Consider the following 19,254-nt stretch of genomic DNA (forward strand, 5'->3'; position numbering starts at 1 on the left):
CTCCAAAATTCTAAACATAAACAAATTCTTTACATTAAATTCTAATAACTAACTTAATAAAAAGACAGGTATCTTAAATTTAGCTACCTGTCTTTTTCATGCTGTTGTTATATTTTTATAATCATGATAAAATTAAAAAGTCAACTTGCTCCAAGTAATGGAGGAATTTTACTGATGAAGAAGGCAAAACTTTTTGCTGGTATTACACTATTATCCAGTGTAGCTCTTACTTTAGCTGCTTGTGGTAAATCTGAATCTCGTTCCGATGAATCAAAGACAGCTTCTAAGTTTAAAGAAGTTGTACCTACTAAGGCTGCCAAAAAAGGCGGTACTGTTAAGGTCGCTGTAGAAACTGATACCCCATTTACTGGTATATTCAATGACGAACTTTCAACTTCAGCAACTGATACTGAAGTTATGCAATATGGTGCAGAATCACTTTTTGGTACGGATGATCACTATGTCTTTAATAACAAGGGCGCTGCTACAATTAAAGTTGATCAAAAGGCTAAGACTGTTACTGTTGAAATTAAGAAGGGCGTTAAGTGGTCTGATGGTAAGCAAGTAACTGCTAAAGATTACGAATACGCTTATGAAATTATTGCAAATAAAGATACTAAGTCACAACGATATACTTCAAGTTTAGCTGATCTTGAGGGCTTGCAAGAATATCATGAAGGTAAGGCTAAGACTATTTCAGGCTTTGAAATGCCAGATGGTGAAAATGGTCGTAAGGCAGTGCTTCACTTCAAGACTATGAGACCTGGTATGAATACTTCAGGTAATGGTTATATTTGGGAAGCAGCTGCTCCTTATCACTACTTGAAGGATGTTAAGTTTAAGGATTTAATGTCTAGTGACAAGATCCGTAAGAAGCCATTGTTCTTTGGTCCATACAAGTTGCAAAAGCTTGTGCGTGGTCAATCAACTACTTGGGTTCCTAACGAATATTACTACAAGGGCAAGCCAAAGCTTTCAAAGATTACTGCTACTGTAATTAACCCTAATTCAGTTGCTCAAAGTATTAAGTCAAGAAAGTTTGACGTTACTCAAGTAATTAACTCACAATGGAAGAACGTTAAGGATACTAAGGGCGTTAACTTTATTGCCAAGATTCCACTACAATACTCATACTTAGGCTTTAAGGTTGGTAAATGGGATGCTAAGAAGGGCGAAAACGTCATGGATCCTAAGTCCAAGATGAACAACAAGGCTCTTCGTCAAGCCATTGGTTACGGCATGAACGTTAATGAAGTTTACAAGCGTTACTCATATGGTTTGTCATTCAGAATTCCAACTTTGATTCCTGCTCAATTTGGTGATTACTTCGATAAGAATATTAAGGGTTATACCTACAATATTAAGAAGGGTAATGAAATTTTGGACAAGGCTGGCTTCAAGAAAAAGGGTACTTACCGTGTTCAACCAAATGGTAAACCTTTAACTATTCGCCTTGCTGCCATGACTGGTAATTCTACTGCTGAGCCAATCGTTCAAAACTACATCCAACAATGGAAGAAGTTAGGCTTGAATGTTAAGTTAACTAGTGGTCGTTTAATTGAATTTAACTCATTCTACGACAAGGTTCAAAATGACGATCCATCAGTAGATATGTTTATTGGAGCATGGTCACTTTCAAGTGAACCATCACCAAATGACCTTTATGGTGCGAAAGCTCCTATGAACTACTCACGTTTTGTAACTCCTGAAAACACTAAGTTGCTTAATGAAATGGATTCACAAAAGGCCTTTAACCATAAGTACAGAGTAGAGAAGTTCCATGAATGGCAAAAGTACATGTTTGATGAAGCTTATGTAATTCCTGTAGCTAATAGTTACTCAATTACTGCCGTTAACAAGAAGCTTACTGGGTACTCACTTAAACCATCAGACTCAATGGGTAATGGCTTCCCTAACTGGTACAACGTTGCTTACGCTAAGTAAAGTTAACGTTAGAATTTAAATGAAAAGACTGTTTCTAAATTTTAGAAGCGGTCTTTTTTCTGTGACCAGAAAACTGGTATAATTTATAGGTATAAAAAGGGGCAATTTTATGGTAAGTACAAAATTTCTAAAAAAATTAAAAGACGATTATAATATCGAATTTAATAATGAAAAATTATTAGAAGAAGCATTTACGCATTCTTCTTATTCAAATGAACATCCTAATGATGGAATTCGCGATTATGAAAAGCTCGAATTTTTGGGTGATGCCGTCCTTGAACTAGCGGTTTCAAATTACCTATATCTTCATTATCCTAAATTGAATGAAGGTGAATTAACTCGGTTAAGATCTAATATTGTTCGAACGGAAGGCTTTTCAGAGTTTGCGGTTGAATGTGGTTTTCAAAAGGAAATTCATCTAGGGAATGGTGAAGAAAAAGCAGGTGCACGTCATCGTAAAACTTTATTGGAAGATGTATTTGAAGCTTTTAATGGAGCACTGTTTCTTGATCAAGGAATGCCAGCAGTGGAACATTTTCTTCATTTAACAGTTTATCCTTTGATTGATAAGGGTGAATTCGATGATTCGCGCGACTATAAGACTGACTTGCAAGAAGTATTGCAACAAGATGGTCCCGTGAATATCGAATACACCGTTATTAGTGAATCGCAATTGCCATCTCACTTTGTAGTAGAGCTAAAAATTAATGGCAAGGTTAGCTCACAAGGTGAAGGTCACAATAAAAAAGCCGCTGAACAGCAAGCTGCAAAGGCTGCTTTACAAAAATTAGAGTAAATGAGGGATGAAACAGTGCCATTAACAGAATTAGTGCTCGATGGTTTTAAATCATTCGCTGATAAGACAACTATTCATTTTAATGATGGAATTACTGGGATTGTTGGACCAAATGGTTCGGGCAAAAGTAACATTACTGAAGCTGTTCGTTGGGTGATGGGCGAGTCTAGTGCCAAATCACTTCGCGGAACGAATATGAAGGATGTTATTTTTGCTGGTAGTCAATTTCGTAAGCCATTAAACAAGGCAGAAGTTACTTTGATCTTTGACAATAAGAAGCGTGAACTAGCTTTTGATGTTGATCAAATTTCAATTACCAGACGAATTCTGCGTTCAGGTGACAGTGAATTCTTAATCAATAATCAACAGGTACGGATGCGCGATGTGCGGACCCTATTTCTTGATTCAGGAATTTCACCTAATAGTCTGGCAATTATTTCTCAGGGGCGAGTTGACCAAATTTTAAATTCTCGTCCAGAACAAAGAAGAGTTATTTTTGAAGAAGCTGCCGGCGTTTTACACTTTAAACAGCAAAAAGAAGCTGCTAAGGCACAAATGGAGAAGACCAAGGATAACTTGATTAGAATTAACGATTTAGTCAAGGAGCTTGAGGGCCGGCTTGAACCACTGCATGAACAAAGTTCATTAGCCAAAGAATATCAATTTCAGAAAAAGGGCTTAGATCAAAAGCTAAAAAGTTTACTAGCTTTTGAGATTGAGGACTTAAATCGGCAAAAAGAAGAAGTTCAGCAAACTGCTGATAAAAATAAAACTCTTTTAGCTAAATTAGATGATGAAGTAAAAGATTCTCAAAATGCGGTTGCTAAAAAGCGAGCTGAATATCAAAAAATTCAAGATGAACGTGAAAAAACACAACGTGAATTACTGAAATTAAGCGATCAATTATCTGAAATTAATACTAATCTGCAAGTTGCACAGCAATCACAACAATTTAATAATTCAACTAAAGTTGAATATCAAAAACAAGTTGAAGAATTGAAAACAAGTTTAGTTAAATTAAAAAATGAATTAGCTGAATTGCAACAGAATAAGGAGCAACTAAAAAAAGAACAAGCTGCCTTACAAAAACAACATGATCAGTTAACTGGTGAGCTGCATGAAGATCCAGAAGAATTAAGCAAGAGACTAGAAGATTGTCGTAATGATTATATTCAGCTTTTGCAAGATCAAGCTACAACTAATAATCAGATTGTTAATTTAAATACTGAGTTAAAGCGGAGTCAGGCAGATACTACTTATCAAAGCAATGATGTAAGTAAACAATTAACTGCTGCTCAAGTTGAACTTGAAAAGTTGCGAGCTGAGGGCAAGCGTTTGACAGCAAAGCGGCAAGAAGAAAAAGAACAATTTGCTCAAGTTAATGATCAAAATAATAAGTTAACTAAGCAAATTGATCAGACACGGCAAGCAGTTAGCGCTGAGAGAAGTCAACTAGAAAGAGTTGAAGCCCGGCATGAAGCTTTGGTTAATATTCAAAAACGCCATGAAGGATATTACTATGGTGTTCGTAATGTGCTGAATCATTTAGCTGACTTTCCTGGTGTAATTGGCGCTGTTGGTGAATTGATTACTTTCCCAGTTGAATTAGAAGCTGCGATGACGACTGCTCTGGGCGGCGGCGTGCAGGATTTGATTACAGAAAATCGGATTAGTGCACGGGATGCAATTAATCAACTGAAGCGCAGTCGCAGTGGACGAGCAACTTTTTTACCATTAGATGGCTTGCGTCAATATGCAATTCCACAATCAACGATTACTACGCTTGAATCGTTTGCTGGCTTTAAGGGCATAGCTAGCGATTTAGTTGAAAGTAAAGCTGATCGTGATATTACTGCTGCAATTAACTACTTATTAGGTAGCGTAATTATTGTTGATACGATTGACAATGCGATGTCGATTTCTCGACGCGTTAATCGCTATCGGATTGTTACCTTGGATGGGGATGTGATCTCACCTGGTGGTTCAATGACTGGTGGACAAAGAAACCAGCGTAGTAATTCACCATTGCAGACAGCTAGTGAGATTAATCAACTAGAAGAACAGCTCCAAACTTTGCGGCAAAATCTAACTGAAGATCAAGAGCAATTAGATGATTTGGTTGCTCAAGGTGAAAAAGTTGCAGCACAGTTGCAAAAATTGCATGATGCTTTACAGGAAACTAATCAGGCAATCAATGAAGCAGCTATTTCATTCCAAAATCAGGAAAAAGAGGTTAACCGCTTAACTGACGCCAATAGTTTATATGAGTCGCGGGTTAAAGAGCGAGAAGATCGTATACAGACCTTAAAGCAAGAAATTGCAGAAGCAAATAAGCAACAAAATGACTTGTCTAAGCAAAATGAAGTACAAAAAGGCAAGATGAATGACTTGCAAGAAAGAATTAGAAATTTCAATAGCTTAAGTCAACGTGTGCAAGATGAATTGTCAAAACTTGATCCGCAGATTGCAGTTTATTCTAATAAATTAGAAAATTTAGCTAGTCAGGAAAGAGAAAAGCAAAATCAAATCGCTAATAATCAAAAACAAACTGACAGCTTAAAGCAAAAATTGACAGAATTAAGTCAAAATGGCGAAATGTCGGTTAAAAAGAATTCTGATTTGCAGCAAGAAAAAGTTGAGACTGAGCAAAAGAATGAAGAATTACAAAAGAAGTTAAATGATCTTAGTTCTCAATTAGGACAGTTTGATGCCCAAATTAATCAGCTTGATCAAGTAGCTAGTCGAAATTATGATTTGCGTAAAGATGCAGCAATTGAGCAAGAAGATTATTCAGTTAAAATTGCTAAATTTAATTCAGCAATTGATCAACGCTTGTCAACGTTAAGCGATGATTATGCCTTAACTTTTGAAGCGGCTTTGGCTCAGGCTGAAGGCGAGAATAATGAAACTACTCGTGGTGAATTAGCTAAAAGCGTGAAATTACACCGCATGTCAATTGAAGATATTGGACCGGTAAATCTGGATTCTATCCAAGAATATGAAGATGTGAAGCAGCGTTATGATTTCTTAAATGGTCAACAAAATGACTTGCTTAAGGCACGTGATGATCTTGAAAAGTCAATGAGTGAACTAGATGAAGAAGTTAAAACGCGTTTCAAGAATACCTTTAATCAAGTAGCAGACAGTTTTAAGAAAATTTTTCCAGTTGTTTTTGGTGGCGGAAAAGCTAGATTAGAACTGACTGAGCCAAACAATTTGCTAGAAACAGGAATCGAAATTATCGCTCAGCCGCCTGGTAAGAAGCAGCAACGTTTAAGTCTGCTGTCTGGGGGTGAGCGTGCCTTAACGGCAATTACCTTATTATTTGCCATGCTGCAGGTTAATCCGGTACCATTCTGCGTCCTTGATGAGGTGGAAGCAGCGCTTGATGATGCAAATGTTACTCGCTTTGCACAATTTTTACTTAAATATGACATGAAGACGCAATTTATTGTGATTACACATAGACGAGGTACAATGAGACAAGCTGACCAACTATATGGTGTAGTAATGCAAGAGTCTGGTGTTTCACAAGTATTATCAGTATCATTAAAAGAAATGAAAAATAAAAATGAGGTGAAATAATTGGGATTATTTGATCGAATTAAAAAATCACTCTTTGGTAAAAAAGATGAAGAGCAAGAGAAATCAATTGAAGAAGAAAAGCAGACTAAGCAGGAAACCGAAACTGATTCTGGAGCTGCAGTAGAGAAGCCGGTTGAAGAAACTGAAAAGGAAGCTGAAACAACTGATGAAGAAGCGATAGAAGAACATACTGAGCCTGAACCTGAAGCTGAAGAGGAAAGTTCTGCAGTAAAAGAGACAGAAACTGAAGCTGATCATGAAGAACCAGCTGAAGAGCCGGTGCAACAATCGGAAGAGCCAAAAGAATCTGAAGAAGTTGAAGTAACAGAAGAAATTACTGAAACTGAGCCTGAGGAGCAAGAATCTGCTAGTGAACCAACACAAGAACAAGAGACTGCTGAAGAAACTGAAGAAGACTCACAGGAACAGCTTTATGAAAAAGGGCTTGAAAAAACTAATAAAGGTTTTGGAGCTCGTTTAAATGCCTTTTTTGCTAAGTTCAGAACTGTTGATGAAGGCTTCTTTGATGATCTGGAAGATTTATTAATTGAATCTGATGTTGGCTATGAAACTGCAGAACAATTAACTGATGAATTGCGTGAAGAAGCTAAATTGCAAAAAGCCAAATCACGTGATGATTTAAAACGAGTAATCGTTGAAAAATTAGTCGACCTCTATGATAAAGGTGGCAACAGTGAAGATGAAAAGTTAACTTATGATCCAAATGCAAAGCCAAATGTTTATCTCTTTGTGGGCGTTAATGGTGCCGGTAAAACTACAACGATTGGTAAGTTAGCTAAACGTTTCAAAGATGAAGGTAAGACAGTTATTTTAGCGGCTGCTGATACTTTTAGAGCTGGAGCTGTTGAACAATTAGTTGAATGGGGCAAACGTGTTGATGTGCCAGTCGTTACTGGTAAGGAAAAAGCCGACCCAGCTTCTGTTGTTTATGATGCTACTGAGCGAGCAATTAAGGAACAAGTTGATTATCTTTTGGTTGATACTGCTGGTCGTTTGCAAAATAAAAAGAATTTGATGGCCGAACTAGAAAAAATTCAAAGAACGATTAAGAAGCTTTTACCAGAACAACCAACTGAAACTTTACTTGTTCTTGATGGCTCTACTGGACAAAATGCTTTACTGCAAGCTAAAGATTTTGATAAAACTACTAAGTTAACTGGCCTTGTCTTAACTAAATTAGATGGTTCATCTAAAGGTGGGGTAGTATTAGCTATCCGTAATGAAATGAATTTACCAGTTAAATTGGTCGGCCTAGGTGAAAAGGCAGAAGATTTAGCAGATTTTGATGCTGCAAATTATGCAATCGGTCTTTTCCACGGCTTAGTCTAGTGATAAAGTTAAGATATAAGTGTTTTTATAAGGAGATTTTTATGAAAGAATATAGTGCTTGTACGACTATCTTAGTTGGTAAGAAAGCCTCAATTGATGGCACCACGATGATTGCTCGTAACGATGATACTTTTCGTCCAATTACCCCACAAAAGTTTATTATTGAACCAGCTCGTCATGGTGAAAAGAAGCATATTAAGTCATGGCTAAATAAGTTCGAAATGGACTTGCCAGCAGACGCACAACGTGTACCTGCTGTACCTAATGTTGATTATAAGCACCGTGGTTACTACGATGAAAGTGGTATTAATCAAGAAAATGTAGCAATGTCATGTACTGAATCAACTTATGGCAACGAAAGAACTTTAGCTTTCGATCCACTTGTTAAGGATGGCTTGGATGAAGATTGTATGCAAACTGCTGTTTTGCCATACATTCATTCTGCTCGTGATGGTGTTAAGTATTTAGGTAAATTGATTGCTAAATATGGTTCACCAGCTGGTAACTCAGTTTTATTTAGTGATAAAGATGAAATTTGGTACATGGAAATCGTTACTGGTCACCACTGGGTAGCTGAACGCATTCCAGATGATTGCTATGCTGCAACTGGTAACCGGGTTGCCATTGAACAAGTTGACTTTGATAATCCTGACTACTTTATGTGGAGTGAAGGTATTCAAGAATTTGTTGAGGAACATCATTTAAATCCTGATCACGAAGGCTGGAATTTCCGTCATATTTTTGGTACTTATACTGAACAAGACCGTCACTATAATACTAACCGTCAATGGTATATTCAAAAGTTGTTCAATCCAGAAATTGAGCAAGATCCACAAGATGGTGATCTGCCATTTATCCGTAAGGCTGCTAAGAAAATTACCAAGGAAGATATTCAATTTGCATTAGGTTCTCACTACCAAGACACACCATATGATCCATTTGGTAAGGGGACTGATGAAGAAAAACACCGCTACCGTCCAATTGGGTTAAATCGGACACAAAATGCGCATATCTTGCAAATTAGAAGTGATGTACCAGCAGACCGCGCTGCTATTATGTGGCTATGTATTGGTGGTCCAACTTTTACACCATTTGTACCATTCTTTGCTAATATGAATGATACTGATCCTTCATACAATAATACTTCAATGGATTACAACATGAACGATGCTTGGTGGTATTACAAGTCATTTGCAGCAATTGTTGAAAGTCATTACCCACAATTTGTTCAATTAGACACTACTTACTTAACTGAACTTAACCGTTACTTCAGAGGCCGTGTAGAAGAAATTATTAAGAGTGCTGATGGCAAGTCAGGTGAAGAATTAACTGCTTACTTGACTAAGGAAAATCAAAAGACAGTTGCTCACACCCGTAAGGAAACTGAAAAGCTTTGGGGACAAATGATGATCGAATCAATCAACATGTCTAAGCTTACTTTTAACATGGATGAAAATCTTTAATTCACTAAAGAACAGCTTAATGGCTGTTCTTTTTAATGTAATAAGAGAAAAAGAAAGGAAAGATAAAAAATGACAGAAGGTACAATTAGTTCATTTTTTACTAAAATTAGTAATGAAGTTGAAAAACAAATGAATGATGATTTAAAGTGTTTTGGGATTGATGCTAATGAATTGGAAATACTTATCGAATTAAATCATCATCAACATGGTAAGACACTACACAAATTAGCTAAAGAGCTCCATATTACAGAAGATAAAGCTAAGGATATAGCCAAGGAATTAGTTGCTAAGGATTTGATTGAAGTCAATGACAAGACAGCAATCGATACTGAAGCTGGAAAAGATTTATGCAAGAAAGTTGAGAAACATCGCTCAGAGACTGATCAAACGATTACGGGGATGCTAAGTAAAGAAGAAACTTTAAGTTTGACTAACTTATTGAAAAAGATGCTTAAATCAAGCGATAATGAAAAATAATCGTTAATAGCCAAAAAAGAAGCCGTTCATTTGAACGACTTCTTTTTTTGATAGAGTTAGTTTATTTGTCTTGTTGTTTATTTAAAATTGAGTGACGTACACCATAACTAAAGTAAATGATTAAGCCTAAGATAAACCAGATACCAGCATAAAGCTTAGCTTGATAGTCAAGTCCTAAGAAGACAATTAAAGTAGCTAAGAAACCTAAGATAGGTAAAACTGGATAAAATGGCATCTTGAATGAAGGATCATCAATATCTTTTCCTTCACGTGGACGTAATTTGTAAATACCTAAAGATACAAACATAAAGGCAATTAAAGTACCAGCTGAAACTAATTGTGACAACATGGAGAAGGGGAAGAATGCTCCAAGTAAAATTGCCACAATAGTCAAAGTCCACAAAGCATTGTTAGGTCGACGTTCAGAATTCAATTTACCTAGCCATTTTGGCAACATGCCATCACGACCAAATGAATAAATTAATCTTGAGCCGGCCATACTCATTCCGATCAACGCAGTAAACATTCCTAGAACAGCAATGGTTTGCACAACGACTGCTACAATAGGATGTCCGGCATACCGTAAAGCTAAACCAACTGGTTCAGCTGAGTTAGCATACTTTTGGTAAGGTACAATACCGATCAAAACCAAACTGACGCCAACAAATAAAGTAACAGCGATAAGCAGTGAGCCTAAAATACCGCGTGGCATAGTTTTTTGTGGGTTAATTGCCTCAGCAGAGTTAGCAGCAATTGAGTCAAAACCGATGTATGATAAGAAAATCATTGAAACACCAGCATAAATTCCTTGCCAGCCACCGAATGGACCATTAGCGGTCATTTTATATTTAGGAATAAATGGAGTAAAGTTAGCCTTTTTAACTGCAAAAGCACCAACGGCAATAAAGAGTAAAATAGCAAATACTTTTAATACAACTAAGGCATTTTCAACACGAGCCGCTCTAGAAACACCATGACCAATTAGTAAGGCAACTAGCAAAATAGAAACTAATGAGATAATATCAATAATGCCATCGTCAGTGCCAAAAGCATTGGATAATGACGCAGGTAGTTTCCAACCTAGCGGTGCAATTAGCGCTCTAAAGTTAGCAGAAAGACCTGAACCAACGAAAGCTAAAGCAATGAAATATTCTGCTAGAAGAGCCCATCCTGCGACCCAACCCCAGAATTCTCCTAAAACTACGTTGATCCATGAATAAGCTGATCCTGCAAATGGCATTGCAGCAGCCATTTCTGCATAGGCAAAGGCCACTAATCCAGCAGCAATTGCTGCTAAGATAAAGGAAATTGCTACTGCCGGACCAGTATGTTTGGCTGCAACTTCACCGGGTAAAGTGAAAATTGAAGCGGAGACGATTGTCCCGACACCTAGAGCTAAGAAATCCCTTACTTTTAATGAGCGAACCAGGTGTCCATCTTTGTTTTCATAGACGCGTGGATCTTCTTTACTGTTCATTTTCTGCCAAAGATTCACAACGCAATTCCTCCTTATGTTAAAATATATGTCTCTAATTATAATTAAAAATACGTTAAAAAATCAACTATTATATATTTGAAATTTCACTTTTTTAGAAATTATCATCTGAGATAGGTTAATCTAGCACTCGCTTATGACCTTTGTTATACTAAAAGTTGGTGAAAATTAATGGATGAACTAACTAAAAATGAAGAGCTAGGCGATTTGTATGCCTACTATGGCTCTTTGCTAACTAGCGGACAGCAGTCTTATTTTGAAGACTACTATTATAATGACCTATCTTTAGGTGAAATAGCTGCTAATCATCAGGTGTCGCGTCAGGCAGTTTATGATAATCTTAAGCGCTCAAGCAAGATTCTCCAGAACTATGAAGAAAAATTGCATATGAAACGCGATGATAATCAAATTGAAGCTGTTTTGGCAGATGCAATTTTATCTTTAGATAATGGTGATAGTGAAGCTGCTAAAAATGAAATAACGAATTTATTAAATCAATTGAGGGGAGAATAGCCCATGGCTTTTGAAAATTTAAGTGAAAGAATTCAAAAAGCATTAAAGAATTTAACAGGAAAGGGTAAAGTTTCTGAGGAAGATATTAATAAAGCTAGTCGTGAGATTAGATTAGCTTTGCTTGAAGCCGATGTTAACTTCAAAGTAGTAAAAGATTTTATCAAAACTATTAAGAAGGAAGCTCTCGGCAAAGAAGTTCAAGAGAGTCTGAATCCAGGTCAGCAAGTCATTAAGATTGTTAATGAACAATTGACCAAAATGATGGGTGAAGAAGCTGTTCCTTTAAATAAATCTAAGCATATTCCAACGATTATCATGATGGTGGGGCTGCAAGGTACTGGTAAAACTACTACGGTTGGTAAACTTGCTTATCATTTACAAAAAAATGCCCAAGCTCGACCGTTATTAATCGCTGGCGATATTTATCGTCCGGCTGCTGTTGAACAATTGAAACAAATTGGTGATCAATTAAAAGTACCAGTATATAGTGAAGAGGGCGAAAAAGATGTAGCTAAAATTGTTCAAGATGGGCTTGCAGAAGCTGAAAAGAACAAGAATGACTATGTTTTGATTGATACGGCTGGTCGTTTGGAAATCGATGAACCTTTAATGGAAGAATTGGAACGGGTAAAGAAAGTAGCAAACCCTGATAATATTCTCTTGGTCGTTGATGCCATGACTGGTCAAGCTGCAACAGATGTAGCTAAAGGCTTTGATGAGCGCCTTGATGTTACCGGTGTAATTTTGACTAAGTTAGACGGTGATACTCGTGGTGGTGCTGCACTTTCAATTCGTGCGGTAACTGGTAAGCCGATCCTATTTACTGGTCAAGGTGAAAAATTAAGTGACCTAGATGTCTTCCACCCAGATAGAATGGCATCCAGAATTTTGGGTATGGGTGACATGCTTTCCTTAATTGAAAAAGCACAACAAGATTATGATGCTAAGGAAGCTGAAAAAGTCGCTGAAAAGATGCGAGAAAATACTTTTGACTTCAATGATTTCGTTGATCAATTACAGCAAGTTCAAAAGATGGGTCCGCTTGATCAAATCATGAAGATGATTCCAGGACTAGCCAATAATCCGCAATTAAAAAATTTAAATGTTGATCAAAAGCAAATTGATCATACTGAAGCAATCGTTTACTCAATGACTCCTGAGGAACGTGAAAATCCTGATCTGCTTAATCCAAGTCGTCGCCGCAGAATTGCTGCAGGTTCAGGTCGACCAGTTGTTGAAGTTAATCGCATGATTAAGCAATTTAAGCAAATGCGCGATATGATGAGTAAAGTTTCTAAAGGCAATATGAAAGGCTTAAGCAATTTGCCTGGGATGGACTCACCAATGGCGAAGATGGCAATGCGAAGAATGAATAAGAACTTTAAGAAGAATAAAAAGAAGCGTTTGCGTAAGGTGAAGAGATTCCATTCCTAAAAAAATAAAGTGTTAAGGGAAAACCCTTTACACTTATTAGATTTGGTGGTATATTATTAATCGTTAAGTTTTAGGAGGAAATTAATTTATGTCAGTTAAAATTCGTATGCACCGCGCTGGTGCCAAGAGAAAGCCATTCTACAGAATCGTTGTTGCAGACTCACGTATGCCACGTGACGGTCGCTTCATCGAACAAGTTGGTTACTACAACCCAGTTTCACAACCAAAGGAATTGAAGCTTGACGAAGACAAGATCTTTGAATGGTTACAAAAGGGTGCACAACCTTCAGACACTGTTAGATCACTTCTTTCAGGTGCTGGCTTGATGGCTAAGTTGCACGATGCAAAATACAACAAGTAATTTTGCTATTAATTAAAAGCTTGATGCCGTGTGCTTCAAGCTTTTTTTATACCTAAAGGAGAAATGATGGAATATTACGATGTTGCTCGAATTCTGACGACGCATGGCTTAAATGGTGAAGTTAAAGTTAATGTAATTACTGATTTTCCTGAAGAGCGATTTGCAAAAGGGATGCATTTAGCAATCAAAGGCGAAACTGACCATACTTTAACTATTCAAAAAAGTAGACCCTTTAAGCAATTTTGGCTACTTCAATTTGTTGAAATTACTGATATTGATCAAGCTGAAAAGTTAAAAGGAAAAGTATTAGTTGTTAGTGAAGCTGATCGTGGCGAATTGCCTGAAGGCGTTTATTATTACAAAGATATCTTTGACTGTGATGTTATTGATGAAGAGTCAGGTGAATACTTAGGTAAAATCACTGACATTGAATCGCCTGGTGCTAATGATATTTGGTTAGTGCATGAAGATAATGGTAAAGAATATTGGATTCCTAATATTGCATCAGTTGTTAAGAAAGTTGATGTAGCTAATAAAAAGGTTTATGTCGAATTAATGGAGGGCTTGCGCGATGAAGATTAATGTATTGACACTTTTTCCTGACATGTTTACTCCACTGCAAGTTTCAATGTTGGGACGTGGGCTTGAAGATAAAAAGTGGGAACTTAATTTAGTTAATTTCCGTGATTTTACAACTGATGTTCATCATCACGTTGACGATACTCCTTATGGTGGTGGTGCTGGGATGGTTTTACAAATTATGCCAATTAAAAAAGCACTTGATTCATTACCATCAACTGGCAAGGTAATAATTACTGCACCACAAGGTAAAACTTTTAATGAAAAAATGGCGCAAGATTGGGCTCAAGAAGATGAATTGACCTTTATTTGTGGACATTATGAAGGCTTTGATCAACGGGTTTATAACCTAGCTGACGAAACTATTTCGATCGGTGACTATGTTTTAACTGGCGGCGAACTGCCAACAATGAGTATGATTGACGCTACAGTAAGACTATTACCTGGTATTTTGGGTAATGCAGCTAGTCCAGTTGAAGAAAGTTTTTCACATGGTTTATTAGAATATCCGCAATATACGCGACCAGCGGATTTTGAAGGGCAAAAGGTACCAGAAGTATTGACCAGTGGTAACCACCAAAAAATTGCTCAATGGCGGCATAGAGAGGCTCTTAAGGCGACATATATGCATCGCCCGGACTTACTTGAAGATCGTATTTTAACTACTGAAGAAAAGAAAATGTTGACGGATATTAAAGCAGAGCTTGATTAAGCGGGTACTACTTGATATACTATTCATCGTGGCAAAAGCCACAAAGAATAAGTTTAGGGGTGTTCCGCTGGCGTTGGTACGTTGATGAATGCCGAAGAAGGAGAAAAATATATTATGGATCCATTAATTCAAGAATTAACTAAAGAACAACTTCGTGACGATATTCCTGCATTCCGCGCAGGTGATACTGTTACTGTTCACGTACGTGTTGTTGAAGGTACTCACGAACGTATCCAGTTATTCGAAGGCGTTGTAATCAAGAAGAAGGGTGCTGGCATCGGTGCTACTTACACTGTTCGTAAGATCGCTTCAGGTGTTGGTGTTGAAAGAACCTTCCCAGTTAACGACCCACGTGTTGCTAAGGTTGAAGTTAAGCGTCATGGTCGTGTACGTCGTGCTAAGCTTTACTACTTACGTGAACGTCACGGTAAGTCAGCAAGAATTGCTGAAGCACGTCGTTAATCATAACGTCAATTCTAAGAGAGTCAGTTCCATTGGAGCTGGCTTTTTTTTACGCAAAATATTTGTCTAAAATGCTATGATGTAGTTATGAGATAGATGAGGTGAAAATAAATGAAATTTAATCAAAAACTTACACTTGTAACTGCCGCTGTATTAACAGTAATGCCTGTAATACCTGTTTTTAATAATTTTTCGGCGGTACAAGCTGCAGCTAAAAAGCCAACTACTACCAAAAAGAAAGCTGCTAAAAATACCCTGCAAGTAGGTAAAACGCCAATAGTTTATGACCGTAATGGTAACTATAATGCTAAATATCATCAAAAATTAAAAACTGGCGCAATATTAAAATATAGTGGTAAACCAATTTACCTTAATCAGCAACGCTTTGCTGCCGGAATCCCTGTACCAACTAGCCGAATTGTTAATGGCAAACTTTTTTATGCAATTGGTAAAGGCAATTATGTTAAAGAGAGTGATGTTCTAACTTGGTTAGGTAATACTAATCTGGTTAATTTGCACTTTCGACACAAGAAAAATTATATTTATAACAAAAATGGCAAAAAAGTAGCTCATTACAATGGTGGCAAGAATTATTTTACTAATAAGCAAAAACCTAAAATAGAAGTACCATATTATAATTCGCCTAAGGAATTATTTAATATTGGCAAAGGTGGATACCTCGACGCAAGTCAAGTGGTTAAAATAAATGGCAAGGGAACATTATTTTTGAACAATAATACGCCAGTATATGATGCAGCAGGCAAGCCGATTAAAAATAAGAGCTTGAAGCAAGGCAGTGTAATAAATTACTATAGCAAACCACAAAAAGCGACTGCTAATACGCAGTTTTATTATTATCAAAATAAAACCAAGATGACTCTAGCGTCAGTAAAACATGGTAATGATACTTATTTGCCAATTAGTAAAACACAGTATATCAATGCTAAAGATATTGCTTTAGTCAATGGAAAAGTATTGTGGGATAAAGGACCGGTAGGCATAACTTTATTGAACGATGTTTATGCTTATACTGCAAAATTTAAGCAAAATAAAAAAGCACTTTATCGTGCCGGGACAAAATTAACGATTGATAAAATGAAAATTGAAGGTAAAAAGTCACCACAGCTATATTTGCATGTAAAGGGAACTAAGAATTATCTTTACTGGGGCAATGAAAAGGATTATGCTGCAAATCCGTTAGATTATCGTCACGGTTCGACCAATATTGTAATGCAGACAATGCTTCATAATTAAGATAGATAATTTTTATTTATCACAAGCAATAAGTGCTTATATATCAGTATGAAATTCCTATATTGTGAAAATGCTTCCCTTGTGAAACTACTGTGTAACAGCTATATATTTCACAAATATTGCTAAAATCGCCAAATAGTACTGATATTGTGCTAATATACATTTGTGAAGTGATTTTTGCAAAAAATAATATTCGATGTGGAATTAATAATCAAGCTAATAGTTATCCACATTAGCAGTCATAAATAATTAATTCCCTAATAAAGAAGGTGAAAAAATGGATTATCCAAAAGAATTACTTGGTGAGGTTAAGAAAAGATCAAAAGGGATGTGGTTAGAAGGAATTAATTCTGGCTCGGGTCCACAACATCCACTCTTAATGATTGTAGGTGAGGCGCCAGGTAGAAATGAAATCGTTAATAATATTCCTTTTAGCGGGGATGCTGGTAAAGAATTGGATAAGTCATTAAAGCAAATAGGTTTAACACGTGACCAAGTTTATATTACTTCTGCTGTTAGAAGCAGACCGTATGCGATTAAAAAAGTTTTTAGCAAACGTGAAAATAAAGATGTAATAAAATATCCTAATCGCAAGCCAACCAAAAAAGAGATATTGGCTCATGCGCCTTTTTTAGATTATGAAATTGATTATGCGCAACCTAAATTGATTGTGGCATTGGGAAATACAGGGCTAGAACGTCTTATAGGGCCAGGGCACAAAATTTCTACAGAACATGGTCAAGTAATTAAAGATACGCCAATCTTGCGCTTAAATGAAGCTGGAGATGGTTATGTTTGGTCTAAAGAAAGATATACTATTTTCCCAGAATATCATCCAGCAGCAGTTTTTTATAATCGTAAATTAACGGATGATATTATAAAAGACTGGGAAAAGATTAAACCTTATGTAGAAAAGGAAAAGACAGAAAATGAGTAATGAGACTTTTTTGATTCCGATTAGACAGAATAATGATTTATCAACTATTGCATTAAATGAACTACGAATGGACTTAGATGAGCATCCCTTGCATCAACGTTATTATACGGATAGTGCTTATTTGCCAGGTAATAATCGCAAATATAGTTTAAATAGTGTGCCGACGGTTGCTAGTCCTTTGCAAGGCAAAAATATTTTGTTTTTAGGTTCATCAGTTACATTTGGCTTTGGTGCATTGGGTGAAAGTTTTGTCGATTACCTTTGGAAGCGCGACGGCGTGGTTGCGGTTAAAGATGCAGAAAATGGTACTACTTTAGTTGACCAAGATACTTATAATCCAGGAGATTCTTATGTTGCCCGCTTTAAGGAAGAATTAAAGGAACCTCAGCCAGAGGCCTTGGTTTTGCAATTATCAACTAATGATGCCAATCAAGGTAAAAAATTAGGTGAAATGGCTACAAAAGATTTTGATACGCAAACAATTACGGGTGCTCTAGAATATATCATTTCAACTGCTCAAGCAAAATGGCATTGTCCTATCTTGATTTATACTAATCCTTATTTTACTAATCCATTGTATAAGCAAATGGTTGAGCGGGCGCATGAATTAGTACAAAAGTACCAAATTGAGCTACTCGATTTATATAACCATTCTGATTTTCAAAAACAAAGTGATCTGTATATGGCTGATGAAATTCATCCCACTCGGGCGGATTATCTAAAAAAATGGCTACCGCTATTTGAAGAAAAGCTGAGCCAAATTTTACAGTAGAAAAAAGTGTCTGGGAAAAAACTAACTCCTGGACCATAAAAAAGAACGATGATTTCCATCTGGATTTCATCGTTCTTTTTCTATACTTTTAGTTTCTTCCTTGATATTATTAAATCACCACAAAATAAAAACAAAAAGGTGGAAACTAATATGTACAAAGATTATATCACAGGTCAAACGGCTTTAACACTCAATTTGGATTTTGCCATTCCCAGCAATCACTTGGCTAATGCTATCAGCTGGTTTGTAGATTCAATTCCAGAGGATGTCTTGCTGGGCGATCCTGCCAAGACAGGTCGACCAGCATACCATCCAGCGATGATGCTCAAGATATTGCTTTTTGCCTATTCCAGAAGGGTATTTTCAGGCAGAAAGATTGAGCTGATGCTGGAAGAAAATCTGCCCATGATGATTTTGGCTGACCAGCAAAAGATTTCATATCATACCATCAATAACTTCAGATCCAGCAGTCATGCCAATGAACTGGTTAAGAAGAGCTTTATCTACTTTACCAATTTGTTGGTGGATGAAGGGCTGATCAACGAGGGAGCCGTTTTTATTGACGGCACTAAAATTGAAGCTGATGCCAACCGCTACACTTTTGTTTGGCGCAAGGCCGTCGAAAAGTATCATGATAAGCTGAAGGGCCAGGCAGTTGAAGCTTACGATGAATTGATTGCCCAAGAAGTAGTCAAAGAAATGAACAAAGAAAAGGTTCAAACCAGCCAGGGTCTAGCAGAGCTTGCTCAAGAAACTGAAGCTGAAATTGAAAAGCTGACTAAAGAAATTGAGCAAGAGCCTAAAGCTATTCCTGGTGGCTCACCTAGAAAGGCAAGAAGACGCGGGCTTAAAAAGCTGCTTCATAAATTAAAGAAAGACTACGTCCCTCGAATGAAGAAGTATGAAGAAGCAGAAAAAATTTTCGCTGGCCGCAACAGCTACTCCAAAACAGATCATGATGCGACTTTTATGCATATGAAGGAAGACCACATGAAAAATGGTCAGCTTAAGCCAGGCTACAATATCCAAGCAGCTACTACTGATCAATATGTAGTTGATTATGCTTTGTACCCTAATCCAACAGATTTCAAAACTTTAGAGCCGTTTTTAGATCAAATGA

The 19,254-nt window shown here is 36.8% G+C and carries 17 protein-coding genes; 16 read left to right on the plus strand and 1 reads right to left on the minus strand.

What is annotated here, in order from left to right; genetic code table 11:
• The first annotated feature begins 174 nt into the window (after positions 1–174).
• The 6 genes from Q0Y84_RS00945 to Q0Y84_RS00970 all read left to right on the plus strand — a co-directional run bounded on the left by Q0Y84_RS00945 (position 175) and on the right by Q0Y84_RS00970 (position 9,615).
• Entirely contained in the window at positions 175–1,944 is a 1,770-nt protein-coding gene (locus tag Q0Y84_RS00945; RefSeq protein WP_297949877.1) for an oligopeptide ABC transporter substrate-binding protein, read from the plus strand.
• A 109-nt stretch (positions 1,945–2,053) separates the two neighbouring features.
• The gene (gene rnc / locus Q0Y84_RS00950; RefSeq protein WP_297949879.1) at positions 2,054–2,740 is read left to right on the plus strand and encodes a ribonuclease III; all 687 of its coding nucleotides are present in this window, start codon (positions 2,054–2,056) and stop codon (positions 2,738–2,740) included.
• A gap of 15 nt (positions 2,741–2,755) precedes the next feature.
• Positions 2,756–6,325: a chromosome segregation protein SMC gene (gene smc, locus Q0Y84_RS00955; protein ID WP_297949881.1), complete on the plus strand. Its 3,570-nt coding sequence runs from the start codon at positions 2,756–2,758 to the stop codon at positions 6,323–6,325.
• The gene (ftsY, locus tag Q0Y84_RS00960; protein WP_297949883.1) at positions 6,326–7,675 is read left to right on the plus strand and encodes a signal recognition particle-docking protein FtsY; all 1,350 of its coding nucleotides are present in this window, start codon (positions 6,326–6,328) and stop codon (positions 7,673–7,675) included.
• A gap of 41 nt (positions 7,676–7,716) precedes the next feature.
• A complete protein-coding gene (locus Q0Y84_RS00965; RefSeq protein WP_297949885.1) occupies positions 7,717–9,138 on the plus strand; it encodes a C69 family dipeptidase in 1,422 nt (473 codons plus the stop codon).
• A 69-nt stretch (positions 9,139–9,207) separates the two neighbouring features.
• Positions 9,208–9,615 carry a MarR family transcriptional regulator gene (locus Q0Y84_RS00970; protein ID WP_297949887.1) on the plus strand — a complete coding sequence of 136 codons (408 nt, stop codon included), beginning with the start codon at positions 9,208–9,210 and terminating at the stop codon, positions 9,613–9,615.
• Positions 9,616–9,676: 61 nt separating this feature from the next.
• Here the strand turns inward: Q0Y84_RS00970 and Q0Y84_RS00975 are convergent, their stop codons facing one another.
• On the minus strand, positions 9,677–11,110 hold the full coding sequence (locus Q0Y84_RS00975; RefSeq protein ID WP_297949888.1) for an amino acid permease: 1,434 nt from the start codon (positions 11,108–11,110) through the stop codon (positions 9,677–9,679).
• A gap of 171 nt (positions 11,111–11,281) precedes the next feature.
• Here Q0Y84_RS00975 and ylxM point away from each other — a divergent pair, with 171 nt between their 5' ends.
• From ylxM to Q0Y84_RS01025, 10 genes are all read left to right on the plus strand, one after another.
• The gene (ylxM, locus tag Q0Y84_RS00980; RefSeq protein ID WP_297949890.1) at positions 11,282–11,623 is read left to right on the plus strand and encodes a YlxM family DNA-binding protein; all 342 of its coding nucleotides are present in this window, start codon (positions 11,282–11,284) and stop codon (positions 11,621–11,623) included.
• A 3-nt stretch (positions 11,624–11,626) separates the two neighbouring features.
• The gene (gene ffh / locus Q0Y84_RS00985) at positions 11,627–13,057 is read left to right on the plus strand and encodes a signal recognition particle protein (protein WP_297949892.1); all 1,431 of its coding nucleotides are present in this window, start codon (positions 11,627–11,629) and stop codon (positions 13,055–13,057) included.
• Between the two features lie 88 nt (positions 13,058–13,145).
• Positions 13,146–13,418 (plus strand): 30S ribosomal protein S16, encoded by a 273-nt coding sequence (gene rpsP / locus Q0Y84_RS00990; RefSeq protein WP_003547870.1) that lies wholly within the window; start codon positions 13,146–13,148, stop codon positions 13,416–13,418.
• 66 nt (positions 13,419–13,484) lie between these two features.
• Positions 13,485–14,000: a ribosome maturation factor RimM gene (gene rimM / locus Q0Y84_RS00995; RefSeq protein WP_297949907.1), complete on the plus strand. Its 516-nt coding sequence runs from the start codon at positions 13,485–13,487 to the stop codon at positions 13,998–14,000.
• Positions 13,990–14,709 carry a tRNA (guanosine(37)-N1)-methyltransferase TrmD gene (gene trmD, locus Q0Y84_RS01000; protein WP_297949909.1) on the plus strand — a complete coding sequence of 240 codons (720 nt, stop codon included), beginning with the start codon at positions 13,990–13,992 and terminating at the stop codon, positions 14,707–14,709. The genes rimM and trmD overlap by 11 nt, the downstream gene beginning before the upstream one ends.
• Positions 14,710–14,823: 114 nt before the next feature.
• Complete coding sequence (gene rplS / locus Q0Y84_RS01005; protein WP_297949911.1) at positions 14,824–15,171, plus strand: 50S ribosomal protein L19; 348 nt, start codon at positions 14,824–14,826, stop codon at positions 15,169–15,171.
• A 111-nt stretch (positions 15,172–15,282) separates the two neighbouring features.
• Positions 15,283–16,425, plus strand: coding sequence for an SLAP domain-containing protein (locus Q0Y84_RS01010; protein ID WP_297949913.1), 1,143 nt, complete (start codon positions 15,283–15,285; stop codon positions 16,423–16,425).
• A gap of 277 nt (positions 16,426–16,702) precedes the next feature.
• Positions 16,703–17,362, plus strand: a complete 660-nt coding sequence (locus Q0Y84_RS01015; protein ID WP_297949915.1) for a uracil-DNA glycosylase — start codon at positions 16,703–16,705, stop codon at positions 17,360–17,362.
• Positions 17,355–18,134 (plus strand): SGNH/GDSL hydrolase family protein, encoded by a 780-nt coding sequence (locus tag Q0Y84_RS01020; RefSeq protein ID WP_297949917.1) that lies wholly within the window; start codon positions 17,355–17,357, stop codon positions 18,132–18,134. The genes Q0Y84_RS01015 and Q0Y84_RS01020 overlap by 8 nt, the downstream gene beginning before the upstream one ends.
• A gap of 150 nt (positions 18,135–18,284) precedes the next feature.
• The coding region (locus Q0Y84_RS01025; RefSeq protein ID WP_297949918.1) for a transposase at positions 18,285–19,254 on the plus strand (970 nt) is incomplete at its 3' end.

This window comes from uncultured Lactobacillus sp. (genome assembly GCF_947367125.1).
Classification (GTDB): domain Bacteria; phylum Bacillota; class Bacilli; order Lactobacillales; family Lactobacillaceae; genus Lactobacillus.